This is a genomic window from Jidongwangia harbinensis, assembly GCF_020216025.1.
Classification (GTDB): domain Bacteria; phylum Actinomycetota; class Actinomycetes; order Mycobacteriales; family Micromonosporaceae; genus Actinoplanes; species Actinoplanes harbinensis.
The window spans coordinates 1-16,756 of the sequence record NZ_JAIWNC010000055.1; the positions used below are offsets into that span (position 1 = coordinate 1).

General features: G+C 73.4%; 16 protein-coding genes. 10 read left to right on the forward strand and 6 right to left on the reverse strand.

Features of this window, described 5'->3' with window-relative positions:
* Positions 1–201: 201 nt before the first annotated feature.
* Positions 202–1,746 (forward strand): acetolactate synthase large subunit, encoded by a 1,545-nt coding sequence (locus LDL48_RS39615; protein WP_225260328.1) that lies wholly within the window; start codon positions 202–204, stop codon positions 1,744–1,746.
* A gap of 58 nt (positions 1,747–1,804) precedes the next feature.
* Positions 1,805–2,584 carry a class I SAM-dependent methyltransferase gene (locus tag LDL48_RS39620; protein WP_225260329.1) on the forward strand — a complete coding sequence of 260 codons (780 nt, stop codon included), beginning with the start codon at positions 1,805–1,807 and terminating at the stop codon, positions 2,582–2,584.
* Here the strand turns inward: LDL48_RS39620 and LDL48_RS39625 are convergent.
* Positions 2,581–3,219 (reverse strand): class I SAM-dependent methyltransferase, encoded by a 639-nt coding sequence (locus LDL48_RS39625; RefSeq protein ID WP_225260330.1) that lies wholly within the window; start codon positions 3,217–3,219, stop codon positions 2,581–2,583. The genes LDL48_RS39620 and LDL48_RS39625 overlap by 4 nt on opposite strands.
* A gap of 147 nt (positions 3,220–3,366) precedes the next feature.
* On the opposite strand from LDL48_RS39625, the gene LDL48_RS39630 reads away from it, so the two are divergent.
* From LDL48_RS39630 to LDL48_RS39650, 5 genes are all read left to right on the forward strand, one after another.
* Entirely contained in the window at positions 3,367–4,800 is a 1,434-nt protein-coding gene (locus LDL48_RS39630) for an RICIN domain-containing protein (RefSeq protein ID WP_225260331.1), read from the forward strand.
* A 1,014-nt stretch (positions 4,801–5,814) separates the two neighbouring features.
* The gene (locus tag LDL48_RS39635; RefSeq protein WP_225260332.1) at positions 5,815–6,888 is read left to right on the forward strand and encodes a LacI family DNA-binding transcriptional regulator; all 1,074 of its coding nucleotides are present in this window, start codon (positions 5,815–5,817) and stop codon (positions 6,886–6,888) included.
* Entirely contained in the window at positions 6,885–8,009 is a 1,125-nt protein-coding gene (locus tag LDL48_RS39640) for a GNAT family N-acetyltransferase (protein WP_225260333.1), read from the forward strand. Before LDL48_RS39635 ends, LDL48_RS39640 begins: the two co-directional genes overlap by 4 nt.
* A 64-nt stretch (positions 8,010–8,073) precedes the next feature.
* Positions 8,074–8,877, forward strand: coding sequence for an SAM-dependent methyltransferase (locus LDL48_RS39645; protein ID WP_225260334.1), 804 nt, complete (start codon positions 8,074–8,076; stop codon positions 8,875–8,877).
* A 172-nt stretch (positions 8,878–9,049) separates the two neighbouring features.
* A complete protein-coding gene (locus LDL48_RS39650) occupies positions 9,050–10,225 on the forward strand; it encodes an aminoglycoside phosphotransferase/kinase family protein (RefSeq protein ID WP_225260335.1) in 1,176 nt (391 codons plus the stop codon).
* 7 nt (positions 10,226–10,232) lie between these two features.
* Here LDL48_RS39650 and LDL48_RS39655 read toward each other — a convergent pair whose 3' ends face one another.
* The 4 genes from LDL48_RS39655 to LDL48_RS39670 form a co-directional block, all read right to left on the reverse strand.
* Positions 10,233–11,135 carry a LysR family transcriptional regulator gene (locus tag LDL48_RS39655; RefSeq protein WP_225260336.1) on the reverse strand — a complete coding sequence of 301 codons (903 nt, stop codon included), beginning with the start codon at positions 11,133–11,135 and terminating at the stop codon, positions 10,233–10,235.
* Positions 11,136–11,373: 238 nt separating this feature from the next.
* Positions 11,374–12,162 carry a DUF899 domain-containing protein gene (locus LDL48_RS39660; RefSeq protein ID WP_225260337.1) on the reverse strand — a complete coding sequence of 263 codons (789 nt, stop codon included), beginning with the start codon at positions 12,160–12,162 and terminating at the stop codon, positions 11,374–11,376.
* A gap of 12 nt (positions 12,163–12,174) precedes the next feature.
* Positions 12,175–12,504, reverse strand: coding sequence for an ArsR/SmtB family transcription factor (locus LDL48_RS39665; protein WP_225260338.1), 330 nt, complete (start codon positions 12,502–12,504; stop codon positions 12,175–12,177).
* Entirely contained in the window at positions 12,491–12,928 is a 438-nt protein-coding gene (locus tag LDL48_RS39670) for an SRPBCC domain-containing protein (protein ID WP_225260339.1), read from the reverse strand. The genes LDL48_RS39665 and LDL48_RS39670 overlap by 14 nt, the downstream gene beginning before the upstream one ends.
* A 179-nt stretch (positions 12,929–13,107) precedes the next feature.
* Here LDL48_RS39670 and LDL48_RS39675 point away from each other — a divergent pair, with 179 nt between their 5' ends.
* From LDL48_RS39675 to LDL48_RS39685, 3 genes are read left to right on the forward strand one after another with little or no spacing between them, the layout of a single operon-like run.
* The gene (locus tag LDL48_RS39675; protein ID WP_225260340.1) at positions 13,108–13,530 is read left to right on the forward strand and encodes a DUF6069 family protein; all 423 of its coding nucleotides are present in this window, start codon (positions 13,108–13,110) and stop codon (positions 13,528–13,530) included.
* 32 nt (positions 13,531–13,562) lie between these two features.
* Positions 13,563–13,913: a YciI family protein gene (locus LDL48_RS39680; protein ID WP_225260341.1), complete on the forward strand. Its 351-nt coding sequence runs from the start codon at positions 13,563–13,565 to the stop codon at positions 13,911–13,913.
* Between the two features lie 23 nt (positions 13,914–13,936).
* Positions 13,937–15,121, forward strand: coding sequence for an RNA polymerase sigma factor (locus tag LDL48_RS39685; RefSeq protein ID WP_225260342.1), 1,185 nt, complete (start codon positions 13,937–13,939; stop codon positions 15,119–15,121).
* Positions 15,122–15,143: 22 nt separating this feature from the next.
* Here the strand turns inward: LDL48_RS39685 and LDL48_RS39690 are convergent, their stop codons facing one another.
* Positions 15,144–16,754 (reverse strand): hypothetical protein, encoded by a 1,611-nt coding sequence (locus tag LDL48_RS39690; protein ID WP_225260343.1) that lies wholly within the window; start codon positions 16,752–16,754, stop codon positions 15,144–15,146.
* Positions 16,755–16,756 lie beyond the last annotated feature (2 nt).

Sequence of the window (16,756 nt, forward strand, 5' to 3'; positions counted from 1 at the left end):
GCGACGCAAAATTCTGATCCCCCCGGATTTGTCCGGCCTCGTCGTCGGCCGGGCATACGAAGAGATTCGCGGGGGTACGGAGCACCGCCGGTGCCCGCTCGGGTGCCGCCCGGTTGTACCGGACCGGTGCCGCGGGCGCGTTCGGGCAGTCCCGGCGCCGGCTCCTTGGTGCCGGCCCGGCCCGGGCGTACCGTCCGGCCGGTGACCGGTGCGGATCTGCTCGTCGAGGCGCTGCTCGAGCACGGCGTGCGGGTGTGCTTCGGCAACCCCGGCACGTCCGAGATGCACTTCGTGGCGGCGCTGGACCGGTACCCGGGGATGCGCGGCGTGCTGTGCCTGTCCGAGGGCGTGGCCACCGGTGCGGCGGACGGCTACGGGCGAATGGCCGGCCATCCCGCCGCCACCCTGCTGCACCTGGGTCCCGGCCTCGCCAACGGCCTGGCGAACCTGCACAACGCCCGCCGGGCCGGTACGCCGATGCTCACCGTCGTCGGCGACCACGCCGCCTCGCACCGGGGACTCGACTCCCCGCTCGAGTCGGACATCGACGCGCTCGCCGGCACGGTCTCCGCGTTCGTGCACCGGCCGGCCGAACCGGCCGCGCTGCCCCGGGACGTGGCGGCGGCGGTCGAGGCGGCCGCCGCGGGTGCGGTCGCCACGTTGATCGTCCCGGCCGACGTGTCCTGGGCCGACGTGTCCTGGGCCGACGCGGTGGCGCAGCCTTCGGCGGCCGTCCGGGGCGCGCCCGCGCCGCCGCGCCCGCCCGCCGCGCCGCCGCACCACGTCGAGAAGGTGCTGACCTCGGGCGAGCCGGCCGCGTTGCTGCTGGACGGGGCGGCGCTGACGGCCGGCGGGCTGCGCGCGGCGGACCGGATCGCCCAGGTCACCGGCGCCCGGCTGTTCTGCCCCACCTGGCCGGCCCGGCTCCGCCGCGGCGCCGGGGTGCCCGCGGTCACCCCGCTCGGGTACCGCGGCGAGGACGTACGGGAGCAGCTCGGCGACGTCCGCCACCTGGTCCTCGCCGGTGCCCGCCGTCCGGTCGCGTCCTTCGCCTACCCCGGCCGCGACGGCGACCTCGTCCCGCCCGGCGTCCGGGTGCACACGCTCACCGGTTCGCTCGGCGAGCTGGCCGACCGGATCGCGCCCGGCGTCGCGGCCCGGCCCGCCGAGCGCGTCCGTCACGCCGTGCCGGCCGGCCCGCTGACCGCGCGGAACTGGGCCTACGTGATCGCCGACCGGCTGCCGCCCGAGGCCGTGGTGTGCGACGAGTCGATCACCTCGGGCCTGGCGACGCTGCCGGTGGCGATGTCCGGGGCGGCCGCACACGACGTACTCGGGCTGGTCGGCCTCGCCATCGGACAGGGCCTGCCGCTGGCGGCCGGCGCCGCGCTCGCCTGCCCGGACCGGCCGGTGGTCTGCCTGGAGGCCGACGGCAGCGCCATGTACACGCTGCCGGCGCTGTGGACGCACGCCCGTGAGCGGCTGGACGTCACCACCGTCGTCCTGAACAACCGCTCGTACGCGATCCTGCGGGCCGAACTGGACCGGGTCGGCGCGCGGCGGAGCGGCACCGGATCGGCCCGGATGGTCGACCTGGACGATCCGGCCCTCGACTTCGTGCACCTCAGCCACGGCATGGGGGTGCCGGCCACCCGGGCCACCACCACGCAGGACCTCGCCGCCCAGTTCGCCGCGGCCGTCGCCGAGCCCGGCCCGCACCTGATCGAGGCGGTGTTGACGACCTAGGGACCGGCGCCGGCGCGCCCTGCCGTACGGCGGTCAATCCCTGGCGCCGGACACCCGGATGCTGCTGACTGTACGGATGGCCTTCGACTTCGCCGCGGCGTACGACGAGCTGAACCCGGACGACCGGGACCACCTCTGCTATGCCGCGCTGGCCGACGAACGCGGCGCCACCCGGGTGCTCGACCTCGGCTGCGGCACCGGCCGGCTGACCCGGGCACTGGCCGCGCGGGGCCGCACCGCGGTGGGTATCGACCCGGACCCGGCGATGCTGCGCGTCGCCCGGAGCGGCCCCGGCGGCGAGCACGTCGACTGGCGGCGAGGATTCAGCGACCGCGCCGACACCTGCTCCGCGGACTTCGCGGTCATGTCCGGCCACGTGGCCCAGGTGTTCACCGACGACGCCGCCTGGCTACGCGCCCTTCGCGACCTGCACCGGGCGCTCGTCGCGGACGGGGTGCTGGCCTTCGAGTCGCGCCATCCGGCCGCCCGCGCGTGGGAACGCTGGACCCGGGCAGCGACGCTCCGCACGGTGGACACCCCGGACGGGCCGGTCGAGTTCTGGCACGAGACCGCCTGGGTGTCGCTGCCGCTGGTCGCGTACGACACCGTCACCCGCGATCCGCGCACCGGCGAGGACGACGTACACCGCGCGGTTCTCGCTTTTCGCGACGCGGCGGCGCTCGAGCTCTCGCTCGGGACCGCGGGATTCACGGTGTCCCACCGGTACGGCGACTGGACGCGGGCACCGCTGACCGACGACTCCCCCGAGATCATCCTCGTGGCCCGCCGAGGGGCGGGTCCCGAAGTGGGCGACGGCGCGGACCTGGGGAGTGCCTAGGTGCGCGGGCGCCGGGCGTGCAGTACCACGTCGTGGGTGTGGTGCGCGCCCGCGCCGGTCGTCGTGCCGCGGGGCCGCCGCCGGTCGAACCGCACCTCCCACTCCGGGCCGAGCAGGCCCGCCACGTCGGCCGGGCTGACGTAGTCGGCCGGATCGAACCCGTGTTCCCGGGCCTGCTCGCTGTCGACGTCGGCGTGGTGCACGACCAGCAGCACCCCGCCGGGCGCGACCGCGGCGACGAGCACCTTGCCGGCCTCGTCGGCCGGGGTCCGGGGCAGCGCCGGGTACATGGCGGACACCAGCTCGAACGCGCCGGCCGGGACCGCCGCGTCCAGCAGGCCGCGATGCTGCCACCGCACCTCGACCCCGGCATCGTCCGCGTGGTGGGCGGCGCGCTGCAACGCCACCTGGGACACGTCCAACGCGGTGACGTCCCAGCCGTGCCGGGCGAGCCAGACCGCGTCGGCGCCCTCGCCGCACCCGACGTCCAGGGCCCGGCCCGGCGCCAGCCCGGTCACCTCGGCCACCAGTGCCGGATTGGGCAGTCCACTCCATACCTGGTCGGTGCCGGCGTACCGGGCGTCCCACTCCGCCATGGCGTCCACGCCGGTGCCCTCGGGCGATCGCTGTGTCATGGCTCCACCATCGCTCACCCGGCCCCGGCCACGCTCAAAATCTTGCCGGTCCGGCAAAACGCCGTGACCTGAACATATGGACGAACGTGGATGCGTCTGATCGGATGGGTGTTCCGGCTCCCCCACCGGTACCGAGAGGACGACACCATGCGAGGCACGTTCCGAACGGCGCTCGCCGCCACCGCGGCGGCGGTGCTGGCGGCCCTGGTCGTGACGGCCGCCCCGGCCGCCGCGGCACCGGTCACGGTCACCAACGGCACCGTGTTCGCGGACACCGGCGGCAGCCCCGTGCACGCCCACGGCGGCGGCGTCCTCAAGGTCGGCGACCACTACTACTGGTTCGGCGAGAACCGCAACGCCGACAACACCTTCCGCGCCGTCTCCGTCTACCGCTCCACCAACCTGCGCGACTGGGAGTTCCGCAACAACGTCCTCACCCAGTCCTCGGCCGCCGAGTTGCGGGTCGCCAACATCGAGCGGCCGAAGGTCATCTACAACGCCGCCACCGGCCGGTACGTGATGTGGATGCACAAGGAGAACGGCACGAACTACAGCGAGGCGCGGGCCGCGGTCGCCTCGTCGGCCACGGTGGACGGCGCGTACACGTACCACGGCAGTTTCCGGCCGCTCGGCCAGCACATGTCGCGGGACCTCACGCTCTACCACGACAACGGCACCGCGTACCTGATCTCCGCCGCGGACGAGAACTACGACCTGCACATCTACCGGCTCACGCCGGACTACCTGAACACCGCGAGCCTGGTCGGCAACTTCTGGAACGACGCGCACCGGGAGGCGCCGGCGATGTTCCGGCGCGGCGACACGTACTTCCTGCTGACCTCCGGCGCCACCGGCTGGAACCCGAACCAGGCGAAGTACGCCACCGCGCCGAGCATCACCGGCCCGTGGAGCGGCTGGACCAACGTCGGCAACGCCACCACGTTCAACTCCCAGCCGACGTACGTGCTGCCGATCCAGGGTACGACCACCACCAGCTACCTCTACCTGGGCGACCGGTGGGCGGGCGCCTGGAACGGGCCGGTCAACGACTCGTCGTACGTCTGGTTGCCGATCATCTTCCCGTCCAGCACCAGCATGAGCCTGAGCTGGTACCCGTCGGTCACCATCGACACCGCGGCCGGCACGGTGACCGGCAACGCGCCCACGTACGTCCGCGTGGTCAACCGCAACAGCGGCAAGGTGATGGACGTGGTGGAGGGATCGACCGCCGACAACGCGCAGGTCAAGCAGTGGGGCTGGAACGGCGGCGGGAACCAGCGGTGGGAGTTCCAGGACGCCGGCGGCGGCTGGTTCCGGATCGTCAACCAGAACAGCGGCAAGTGCCTGGACGTGGCGTCCGCGTCGACCGCCGACCGCGCCAACATCATCCAGTTCACCTGCGGCGGCAGCACCAACCAGCAGTGGCAGTGGGTGGCCAACGGCGGCTACCACGAACTCCGCGCCCGGCACAGCGGCCGGTGCCTCGACGTGGTGGACCGCAACACCGCCGACGGCGCCGACATCCAGCAGTACGCCTGCACCGGCGGCACCAACCAGCTGTGGTCCCGGGAGGTGTCCTGAGGTACCACGTGCTCGCCCCGTTCACCCGGCACCTCCGGGCCTCCTCGACGCCGGCATCTGACGATCTGTCACGCGGTGGAGCCGGCGAATGCGCCTCCTCAGCCATAGATTTCGGGGACTACGGGTCGCATTTCGCCCACGGCCGCACGACCCGATCCCATACCCGACCGGCGGCCGGGTGCCCCCTTTGTCCCGTCCGCAGCGACAAACCCGCCTTCGGCCCGGCTACGGCGTGCGAACGAGCGGCTCGCTCCACGCCACACCCCCCACCGCCGCCACCGCCATGCGCGTGTTTACGTGACCATTTGAGTTTCGCACTGTCGGTCTCGCGTCCGCCTCGACGGCGGCCGCCGTTCCCCCAGCTCAGCCCATCTCGCCACGACGCGGAACTGCTCGAGGAGGTCGGCGGGCTGGATGCTCTTGTCACGCGGAGACCGGCACCGGGACCCGCCGCAAGATCTCCTGCTCGGGCGGCGCCAACCGGCCAACGTCCCGGTGCAACAGTGCCCGCATCGCCGGCCTCGCTGCCGACGCCCCCACCAGATGGAGGCTCCGCCGCCCCTCCATCGAGGAGATCGGGTAGAGCCGGGTCGTATCCCGGCAACAGTCATACGACTTCGCCGTAGCCGTGAGCGCGCCACCACCAGAAACGGTTCCCGTGTGGATTCCCGGCACCCACCGCACCGGAACTCCACACGCCCCAACGGCCACCTCGAGACCGTGCGGATCTGCGGCACCCACCGCACCCCCACTCCACACTCCGACCGCGGCTCGCAGACCGTGTGGACTTACGGCACCCACCACCGCGCCGGAACTTCACACGCTCCGCGGTGGCCGAGCTGTGCGGATCCACCGCACCACCGCATCCGCCTCCATGCGCACCGACGGCCCCCGCAGACCGTGCAGCACCGCAGCCGTGCAGCACCGCGGACTGCGCGAGCGGCGCGGACCTGCGACCGCCCGGGGCTCAAAGTGCGAAAGTCGAGTAAAGATGGAGTGCTAGGGTCACCGCGGTTGACCTGGGTCAAGAAGGGGCTGCCCTCGATGAGCGGTGCTTCCACGCGGCGACCGCGCCGGGGCGCCTCGATGGCCGACGTGGCCCGGGTGGCCGGAGTCTCGTCGCAGACGGTCTCCCGGGTGTCCACCGGCCACCCCGGCGTCGTCGAGTCGACCCGGCGGCAGGTGCTCGACGCCATGAAACAGCTCGGCTACCGCCCGAACAGCGCCGCCCGCGCGCTGAAGTACGGCGAGTTCCGCACCATCGGCGTCATCCTCTTCACGCTCGCCACCATCGGCAACAGCCGCACCGTGGAGGCCATCGCCACCTCCGCCGCCAGGGAGGGCTACGCCATCACGCTCATCCCGGTGGCCGAGCCCACCCAGGACGGCGTGCTCGGCGCGTTCACCCGCCTCGGCGAGCTGGCCGTCGACGGGGTCATCGTGATCATGGAGGTACACCTGCTGGGCGCCGCGGATCTGGCGCTGCCGCCCGGCATCCAGGTCGTGGTCATCGACTCCGACGCCGGCGACCGGTACCCCGTCGTCGACACCGACCAGGCCGCCGGCGCCCGCCTCGCCGTGCGCCACCTGCTCGACCTGGGCCACCGCACGGTCTGGCACGTCGCCGGGCCGGCCGAGTCGTTCGCCGCCGAGCGGCGCACCGAGGCGTGGCGCCGGACGCTCGCCGAGGCGGGCCGGACCGCCCCGCCGGTGCAATGCGGTGACTGGTCGGCGGAGTCCGGCTACCGGGCCGGGCTGGTGCTGGCGGACGAGCGCGACTGCACGGCCGTCTTCGCCGCCAACGACCAGATGGCGCTCGGCGTCCTGCGGGCGTTGCACCAGCGCGGCCGCCGGGTGCCCGAGGACATCAGCGTGGTGGGCTTCGACGACATCCCCGACGCGTCCGCGTACATCCCGCCGCTGACCACCGTCCACCAGGACTTCGCCGAGGTGGGCCGCAGGTCGGTGGAGGCGCTGCTGCACCGGATCCGGAACGAGCCGGACCGCCCGGGCACGGTGCTGGTACCCACCCGGCTGGTGATCCGGGAGAGCAGCGCCCGCCGCCGTCCCGCGCGTGGCCTGCGGTGACCCGGCGCACGACGCTGGCCGACGCGATCGACGGCGGGGCGGTGCGGCTGCGCTGGTACCGGGCGGACGACGTGCCCGCGGTCCGGGCCGCCTGCGACGATCCGCTGACCCTGCGCTACCTTCCCGCGCTGCCGGAGCCGTACACCGACGCCGACGCGGTGTGGTGGGTGGCCGAGGGCGCACCGGCCGCGTTCGCCGTCGGCGGCGGGAACTTCGCCATCGCCGATCCGGCCACCGACCGCCTGGTCGGCGGCATCGGGCTGAGTCCCCTGCAGGACGACGAGGGCGCCGTCGGCTACTGGGTGGCGCCGTGGAGCCGCCACCGCGGCGTCGCCACCGCGGCGACCCGCGCGCTGACCGAGCACGCCCTGTCCGCCGGGTACGGCCGGCTCCAGTTGCGGACCGACGTGACCAACACGGCGAGCCAGCGGGTCGCGCTCGCCGCCGGATACGTCCGGGAGGGCGTCGCCCGGGCCGCGACCGTGGACCGGCGGGGCCGCCGCCGCGACCTGATCGTCTGGTCCCGGGTGGCCGGCGACCCGCCCGGCCCGACCGCCCGCCACCTGCCCGACCTGCCCGGCGGCGAACTGACCGACGGCGTCGTGCGGCTCCGGCCGATGCGGGCCGGCGACGCCGCCGAGGTGCACCCGGTCCGCGCGTCGCGGGAGGTCGTGGCGAACACGGTGACCCGGCGGGCACCGTCGCCGGCCGAGACCGAGCGGTACTGCGCCGGCGCCCCGGCGGCCTGGCTGGCGGACCGGGACGTACGGCTGACCGTCCGGGACGCGGTCACCGGCGCGTTCGCCGGCAAGGTCGGGTTGCAGCTCGAGGACCGCAGCACGGCCCAGGCCGACCTCGACTACTACCTCGCCCCGGCCTGCCGGGGGCGCGGCTACGCCACCCGGGCGGTACGCCTGCTGTGCCGATGGGCGTTCACCCACACCGCGATCGAGCGGCTGGTGGCGGGCGTCCACGTGCCGAACCTCGCCTCCCAGCGGGTGCTGGAGCGGTGCGGGTTCGTCCGCGAGGGACACGAGCGTGGCCGCCTGCCCGACGGCGCGGGCGGCCGTACCGATCTCTACACCTACGCCCTGCTGCGCACCGCCGATCCGGAATATTGACGCAGCGTTATGCTGACACCGTTGTCAGCGGCGATGATGGTGGATCCAGCGAAGGGCTAGCACGATGACCAGTAGCGTCCCCGACCCGGATCCGTCGTCGCGACTGGACAGCAGCACGCCGCACAGCGCGCGGATCTGGAACTACTGGCTGGGCGGCAAGGACAACTTCGCGGTGGACCGCGCGGTCGGCGACCAGGTCAAGCAGGTCTACCCGGACATCGTCGACGTCGCCGTCGCCTCCCGGGCGTTCCTCGGCCGGGTGGTGCGGTTCCTCGCCGGCACGGCCGGCATCCGCCAGTTCCTCGACATCGGCACCGGACTGCCCACCGTGGACAACACCCACGACGTCGCCCAGCGCATCGCACCCGAATCCAAGATCGTGTACGTGGACAACGACCCGCTGGTGCTCGTCCACGCACGTGCACTGCTGACCAGCAGCGCCGAGGGCGTCACCGAGTACATCGACGCCGACGTGCACGACCCGGACACCATCGTGAAGACCGCCGCTCAGACGCTGGACTTCACCAGGCCGGTCGCCGTGATGATGCTCGGCATCCTCGGCAACGTCGCGGACGACGACGAGCCCGGTCCGGCCGAGATCGTCGGGCACTTCCTGAACGCGGTGCCGTCCGGCAGCTACCTGGTGATCAACGACAGCGTCATCACGCCCGAGACCGCCGAGGCCGTGCAGACCGCCCGGAACAGCGGCGCCGACTACCAGCTCCGCACGCCCGAGCAGATCCAGGGCTTCTTCACCGGACTCGACCTGGTCGACCCCGGCGTCGTACCGACACCCCTGTGGCGGCCCGAACCGGGCAGCGCGCCGACCAAGCTGAACGTGTACTGCGGCGTGGCCCGCAAACCCTGACCCGCCGGGGTTGACAGGCCCGCGGCCCCGTCGGTTAGCCTCGGGGCGCGCGTTGGGTACGCGCCGCGACTCGCCGGAAGGCTCGAAGCCACCCCACGTGATGTCCGGTGGGGCGACGGTTGCCGACGCTCTGTCCGCCCGTGCGAGTCCGGGCGCTGAGCGAGGTGCACCGATGAAGACGCTGCCCGACAATCCCAACCTCGACCACCTGCGCCGGCAGGCCAAGGACCTGCTCGCCGGGCTGCGTGACTCCCGGCCGGACGCGACACTCGCCGACGCCCAGGCGTCCCTGGCCGAACAGTATGGCTTCCGCACCTGGACCGGCCTCAAGGCGGAGGTGGACCGCCGGCAGGGACGCGCCGACGTCGCCGATCCGGCGCTCGCCCGGCAGATCGCCGCCCGGTTCGCCCTGGGCGACGTGGTCGGCGAGATGCGGTCGGTGTCCCGCCCGGACGAGAGCGGGCGGCGCTGGCTGCTGCGGACCGATCGCGGCCGCTGGGCGCCCCGCACCGTGGACGACGTGTATCCGGTGACCGACGGCGAGGACAACGCCCGCTTCCAGGAGGCCGCGGCGCGGGCCGGGGTGACCCTGCCGGCGCCGGTCCGCAGCACCGCCGGCACCGTGGTCGAGGTCATCGGCGGCAACAAGTGGCGGGTGTACGAGTGGCTGCAGTCCGGGCCACCGCTGGCGGCCCCGGTCAGTGCGGTCATCACCCGCTCGGTCGGTGACCTGCTGGCCGTCCTGCACGGGATGCGGGTGCCGGTGGACGGGATCTGCCCGTGGAGTTCGGTACGCCTCGCGGCCCGCGGCTGGGCGGAGTTCGCCGACCTGGCCGCCGCCAAGGGCGCGCCCTGGGCACCGGTGCTCGCCGCGACCGTACCCACGCTGGTCGAACTCCAGTCGCTCGGGGAGCGGGCCGCACCGGCCGAACCGGTGCTGTGCCACAACAACGTGAGCCCCGGCAACGTCCGGGTCGGCCCGGACGGCCGGCTCATCCTCACCGGCTGGGAGCACGCCAACGGGCTCCCGCCGGCCTGGGAGCTGTCCGCGGCGCTGGCCGGCTGGGCGGTGAACCCCAACGGCGGCGTCAACGCCGCCGGGGCCCGGGCCCTGGCCGACGGCTACCGTGCCCGGGCCGGTGCCCTCCCGCCGCTCAGCCTGGACACGTTCGGCGGCACGGCGATCGCGTTGCAGAACTACGTGTCCGGTCAGATCGAGCTGGCCCTGCACGCCCACGAGGAGGAGGACGTCCGGTTCACCGACCGCAACATCCGGCACCTGCTCACCCATCTGCCCACCCGGGCCACCTTCGAGCGGGTGCTCGAGGCGGCGCTGCCGGCGGGCTGACACCGGTTCACGGCGTCCCGGTGGCGCCGAACGCCTCGCGCACACAGGTGCGCAGCCAGGCATGGGCCTTGTCGCTGTGGTACCGCTGGTGCCAGGACACGATGACCGGCACCGGCGGCACGGCGAACGGAAGCGGGCGGGTGACCAGCCCCAGACGGTCCAGCATGGGCCGGCACACCAGGCCCGGCACGGCGACGAGCAGGTCGCTGCCGGCCACCACGGACAGCCCGGTCGTGCTGGTCGGCGCCGACGCCACCACCCGTCGCCGCAGGCCCCGTTCCCGCAGGATGTCGTCCATCGGGTCGCTGAGCCGCCCGCGCCGCGAGACGGTGAGGTGATCGGCGCTCGCGAAGCCCTCGACGGTGAGCGTTCCGGCCGCCAGGCGGTGGCCGGAACGCATCGCCGCCACCAGATGGTCCTCGCCGATCGTCTCGCCCACGACCTCCGGCAGCTCCGGAGCCGCCGAGCCGATCTCGAGGTCGACGCGACCGTGGCGCAGGTCGTTGGTGTCCGTACTGGCCTCGGCGAGCAGCCGCACCGACACGCCGGGCGCCCGCTGCAGCACCCGGTTCAGCAGGTGCGGCGCGATCGCCGCGATCAGTGCGTCGTGCCCGCGGACGGTGAACGTCCGCTCCAGCGCCGCCAGGGCCAGGTCGCCTTCCGGGTGCAGCGCGGCGTGGGCCCGCTGCACCAGATCGTGCACCTCCGCCTGGATGGCCAGTCCGTGCGGGGTGGGGGTCATGGTGCGGCCGGTGCGCACCAGGATCTGGTCACCGGTCGCCTTCCGGATGCGGCTGAGGGTGCGGCTCATCGCCGGCGGGGACAACCGCAGCCGCTGCGCGGCGCCGGTGACGCTGCGCTCGTCGAGCAGCGCGTCCAGAGCGGTCAGCAGATTGAGATCCAGAGCCACGCCCGACTGTACGACAACCGGCCGGACCGGAAGGTGGGCCGACCACCGCCACCCACCGTCGCGGTGCCGTGCCCGGGCGGGCGGGCGGCGACCGCTATCCGACAGCCGCCAGGAAATCCGAGTAGAACACGCCCAGACCGGCCGCCACGCAGACCCAGGCCACGATCCAGAACCGCACCCTCACGAGATCATTCATCACGGGACCCGAGCTTGCCATCAGACCACAAGCGGAGCACCCCTAGACGTCGTACTCGTCCGGCACGCGCATCCGGGGACCGCCGACGTGCAGGCCGAGCGGGGCGGCGCGGCCCCGCGGTTCCTCCCACGGCTCCTGGCGGCCGAGCGCGGTGAGGTCGAGGTACCGGTAGCCGTTGTGGAAGTCCTCGAGGCCCCGGCCGTACGTCGAATAGGTGTGGAAGACGTCCGCACCGACCCGCAGGAAGGCGCTGATGCCCGGCAACTCCGCACCGCGCATGCTCTCCGTCCACGGCCCGTTCGTCCACGGCGTGCCGGCCTCGGCGAGTTCCGTCTCGTCGCGGAAGTGCAGTTGCACCGGCGCGACCCGATCGTCGAGGGTGGCGTGGAAGTCGTAGTTGAAGTCGGTGCCGTACGCCGAGTACCAGGGGAACGTCCAGCCCATCCGCTCGCGGTAGGCGGCGATCTTCGGGTACGGCGCCCGGGACACCGCGACCAGCGTGGTGTTGCGCACGTGCAACTGGCGCAGCCGGCCGATCTCGTCGGCGGCCGAGGAGCAGCTCGCACACGCCTGGTCCCACTGCGGGTCGAACATGAAGTGGTGCATCACCAGCTGCGGCCGGCCCTCGAACAGGTCCGGTAGGCGCACCGTCCCGTCCGGGCCCTCGAACGTGTACGGCTTGTCCACCCGGACCATCGGCAACCGGCGGCGATCGGCGTTGAGCCGGTCCCGGGCCCGGGTGAGCTCCTTCTCCTTGACCAGCAGCTGCTTGCGGGCGGCGCGCCACTCCTCGGGCGACACCACCTCGGGCAGGTTACCCATCGTCGTCATCTCGTGGTCTCCTCAGCTCAACCGGTTCTGCAGGGCCGCCAGCGGACCGTCCCAGTCGCGGGCGAGTGCGGCGAGGAACTGCTGCGCCACCTTCATCGGCGTGGATTCCAACCGGTACCGGACCCGGCGGCGTTCCCCCGGTTCGGCCACCACCAGCCCCGCCCCGGCGAGCAGGACGAGATGCTTGGCGATGGCCTGCCGGGAGATCCGCAGCCGGCCGGCCAGATCGGTGGCCGTGGCGGGACCCCCGGCCGCGAGCGCGGCGAGGATGCCTCGCCGGCTCGGGTCGGCCAGGGCGGCGAAGACCTCCTGCGCCACCGCTTCCAGATCAGGCGTGTCCATCGAGGTACGCGACCAGCTCACCCAGCTCGTTCGTCCAGCCCTGGGTGTTGCCGGCGTACGCGGTCTTGTGCTCGTCGGCGTCCGGCAGTTGCGCGAACCCGGTCTCCACCATGGTCAGCGTGGTGCCGGTGCCCGCGGGCTCCAGGGTGAACTCCACGTAGGTGCGTCGCGGATCGCTGTCGGACAGGCCGTTGACCGGCCAGGTGTAGCCGAACACGTGCGGCGGCTCGATGCGCTCGATGGTGAGGGTGGCGGTGTCGCCGCTGTCCCAGCTGACCTTGGCCTGGCCGCCGACGCGCAGGTCGACCTCGGCGGTGTTGCCGAGCCAGGTGCCCAGGCCCTCGGCGGTGGTCAGCGCGGCCCAGACGCGCTCCGGCGGGTGGGCCAGCTGGAGGGTGCGCTCGATCCGATCGGGGAATCCCATGTCATCTCCTTATAGCAACCGTTTGGTTGCTACTGAAGTTATAGCAATCAACTGGTTGCGTCAACTCGCCGAAAAGTTTCCGGAGGAACTTCGCCGGACCTGTCGAGTACGGGCGATCCCGTTCGTAGCCCTGATGAGAGACCGGCACCGAGCCGGTCCGCACCGCACCGGAGGCCGTCATGTCCAGCACCACCGCCACCCGTACCGCCGCCCCCGCCGCCACCTCGACGATCCGCCCGCTGATCGGGACCGGCGTCCTGGCCATCGCGGTGGCCAGCGCCGCGACCTCGGCGGTGGCCGCCGCCGGGCACGCCGCGGGGATCAGCCTCGACGTCAGCGGCGCCCCGATCCCGGTCCTCGGATTCGCCACGCTGACCGCCGTCTTCTCCCTCGTCGGCCTGATTCTCGCCGCGGTACTGTCCCGGGTGGCCCGCCGCCCGCGTACCGTCTTCGTCCGCAGCACCGTGGTGCTCACCGCGCTGTCGCTCGTGCCCGACGCGATCGCCGACGCGACGACCGCCACCAAGGCGCTGCTGATGGTGACGCACCTGGTCGCCGCCGCCATCGTCATCCCGGCCGTGGCGCGCCGGCTCGCCGCCTGACACCTGTCCCCCACCACCCGCAGGGAGCGAAGATGAAGCAGTACATGTTGTCCGTGCACTCCGTCGAGGGCGCGCCGACGCCGACGGACGAGGAGATGCAGACCGCGTTCGCCCAGGTCGACAAGATCAACAACGAGTTGCGGACCGCGGGCGCCTGGGTGTTCGGCGGCGGCCTGCTGCCACCGGACAGCGCCACCGTCGTCCGGGTCGACAGCGGCTCGACCACCGTCACCGACGGCCCGTTCGCCGAGACGAAGGAACAGCTCGGCGGGTTCTGGGTGATCCGCTGCGAGGATCTCGACCAGGCGCTCGCCTGGGCCGGGAAGTGCGCGCAGGCCTGCATGAACCCGGTCGAGGTGCGGCCCTTCCAGGACGAGGACTGACCGGACACCCGGGCGGAACCGACATGGACCTGACCGGCATCTACCGGGCGGAGTACGGCCGCTGCGTGGCCACCCTGGTCCGCCTCCTCGGCGACATCGGCCTCGCCGAGGAGGCCGTCCAGGACGCGTTCGCGGTGGCCCTGCAGAAGTGGGACGTACCGCCACCCAACCCCGGCGCGTGGATCGTGACCACCGCCCGCAACCGGGCCATCGACCGGCTACGCCGGGAGTCCACCCGCGAGGCCCGGCACGCCGAGGCCCTGCTGCTGCACCAGCCCGACGAGCCGAAGGAGGTGGGACCGGTGTACGACGACCAACTGCGACTGATCTTCACCTGCTGCCACCCGGCTCTGGCGCCGCTCGCGCAGACCGCCCTCACCCTGCGCCTGCTCGGCGGGCTGGAGGTGCCGGAGATCGCCCGGGCCTACCTGGTGCCCGAGGCGACCGTGGCCCAGCGCATCGTCCGCGCCAAGAAGAAGATCCGGGACGCCGCCATCCCGTACCGGGTGCCCGCGGCCGAGGAACTGCCGGCCCGGCTACCGCCGGTGCTGACCGTGCTCTACCTGATCTTCAACGAGGGCTACACGTCGACCTCCGGCGCGCTGCTGCGCACCGACCTGTGCCTGGAGGCGATCCGCCTGGCCCGGGAACTCGCCGCGCTGATGCCGGACGAACCCGAGGTGCTCGGCCTGCTCGCCCTGCTGCTGCTGATCGAGGCCCGGCGCCCGGCCCGGGTCGGCCCGGCCGGCGAACTGGTGACGCTCGCCGACCAGGACCGGTCGCTCTGGCACCGGGAGCTGATCGACGAGGGCCATGCTCTGGTACGCCGCTGCCTGCGCGGCAACCGGCCCGGCCCGTACCAGATCCAGGCCGCCATCAACGCCGTGCACACCGACGGGCCGGCCACCGACTGGGCGCAGGTGCTGGCGCTGTACGACCAGCTTCTCCGGCACGCCCCGACACCGGTGGTCGCGCTCAACCGGGCGGTCGCCGTCGCCGAGGTGCACGGCCCGGCGCTGGCCCTCGCCACCCTGGAGTCCGTGGACCTGCCCGGTTACCACCTGCTGCCGGCCACCCGCGCCGAGTTGCTGGCCCGGCTCGGGCGCGACGCCGAGGCGCGCGCCGCGTACGACGAGGCCATCGCGCTGGCCACCAACGACACCGAGCGGGCCTTCCTGCAGACCCGCCGCTCCCGCCTGGCGCTCTAGCGGAACAACCCGCGCGAGCCGGTCAGCCGGTACGCCGCCGGCGGCCCAGCACCACGCCGGCCACCCCGGTCAGCAGCAGCGCGAGGCCCACCGCGCCGATCGCCCCCGAGGCCGGACCGGTGATCGGCAGGCCGCCACCGGCGCCCTGGCCGTCGCCGCCCGCACCTGAGCCCTGGCCGTCGCCGCCGGTACCCGCGCCGGCCGGTGCGCGCACCGTGATGGCGGCCTTGTTGTCGGACTTCGGGGACTCGTCGACGAACAGGTCGTCGCATCCCCGGCAGGGCCGGTTGACCTCGACCACGCCCGGGGTCACGGACGCGGCGGTGACCCGCAACCGGATCGGGAACGTCTGGGTGCGGCCGGCGACCAGCACCGGGTCGGCGAGGCACTCGTACTGCCGCCGGCCGGGTTTGCCGGCGGAGCCGTCCCACCGCGAGATTCCGCCGTCGACCAGCGGATAGCAGGTGTCCGGCACGGCGGTCGCGGTGGTACCGACCGGGATCGAGACGAAGACCCACACCGAGCCGCCGGGCACCTGGGTGCCGTCCAGGGTGGCCGGTCCGGCGTTGCGGACGCCGACCCCGGCGGTGACCACGTCACCGGGCTTCGCGGTGAGGCGGGCGCCGACGGCCACCAGGTTGGGTGCCTTCCGCCCGGTGACCGCCACCTGGAGGAACGCCGTGTTGTCCGAGGCGTCCGGGTCCGCCTGGGCGGAGGCGGCGGCCGTGGCGGTCGGGGTCAGCGTCAGCACGCCGCCGGTGCCCGGCCGGCCGAGTCCCTGGTAGTCGCCGTTGGTCAGGAACGTCCGGAGGTCGGTGAACTCGTCGCTGGTCATCCACTCCGTCTGGGCGTACTGGGTGCTCGGCGCGTAGGTGTCCGGGCGCAGCCGGGTCGGCAGCGTCGCCCGGTAGCTCGCCCCGGGCGCCAGGTCCTGGTCGAAGGTGCAGGCCCGGAGCTGGTCGCCGTCGTAGAAGCAGTTCCGGTACCGCTGTCCGGCGGCGAACGAGTACGGCGCCCGGAGCAGGATCGCGGCGCCGTCCGCAGCGATCGGGCCGTCGTTGCGGACCCGCAGCGGCACACCGAACGACGCCCCGGGCGCGGCGGTGAGTTCGACCTCGGCGGTGGCGTCCAGGTCGACGGCGTCACCGACCCGGACCACCGCGGTGGTGGTGACCGGCGCCAGGTTGTCGGCGGTGAGGGTCACCGACAGCGAGCCCACCGTGCCGGGCACCGCGTCCGCCCCCGCGCCGATGTACCCGACGAAATCGAGCCTGGTCCCGGCCGCGCCGGGCCGCACCGTGATCGGACTCAGGGTGCACTGCATCGTCTTGCTGGCGTCCTGGCCACACGGGCCCGGTGTGCCGGTGCCGAGCAGCAGGACGCCGGTCAGGTTGTCGCTCAGGCGCAGGTTCAGCACGCCGCCGGTGAGCGGCGTGGGGCGCTGGGCGTACACGACGGCGGACAGTCCCTGCGAACCCCCGGGTGCCAGGGTGACGTCCCGGAAACGCAGGCCGACGCCGGCCGCCGGGGCCGCCGCGGCCGGCACCACGGCCGGGGCGAGCAACAGGGTCGCCACGGCCGGCAGGGCGACCAACAGTCGCCGGACCAGGCGCGGACCACGAGGAGGTCGCATCG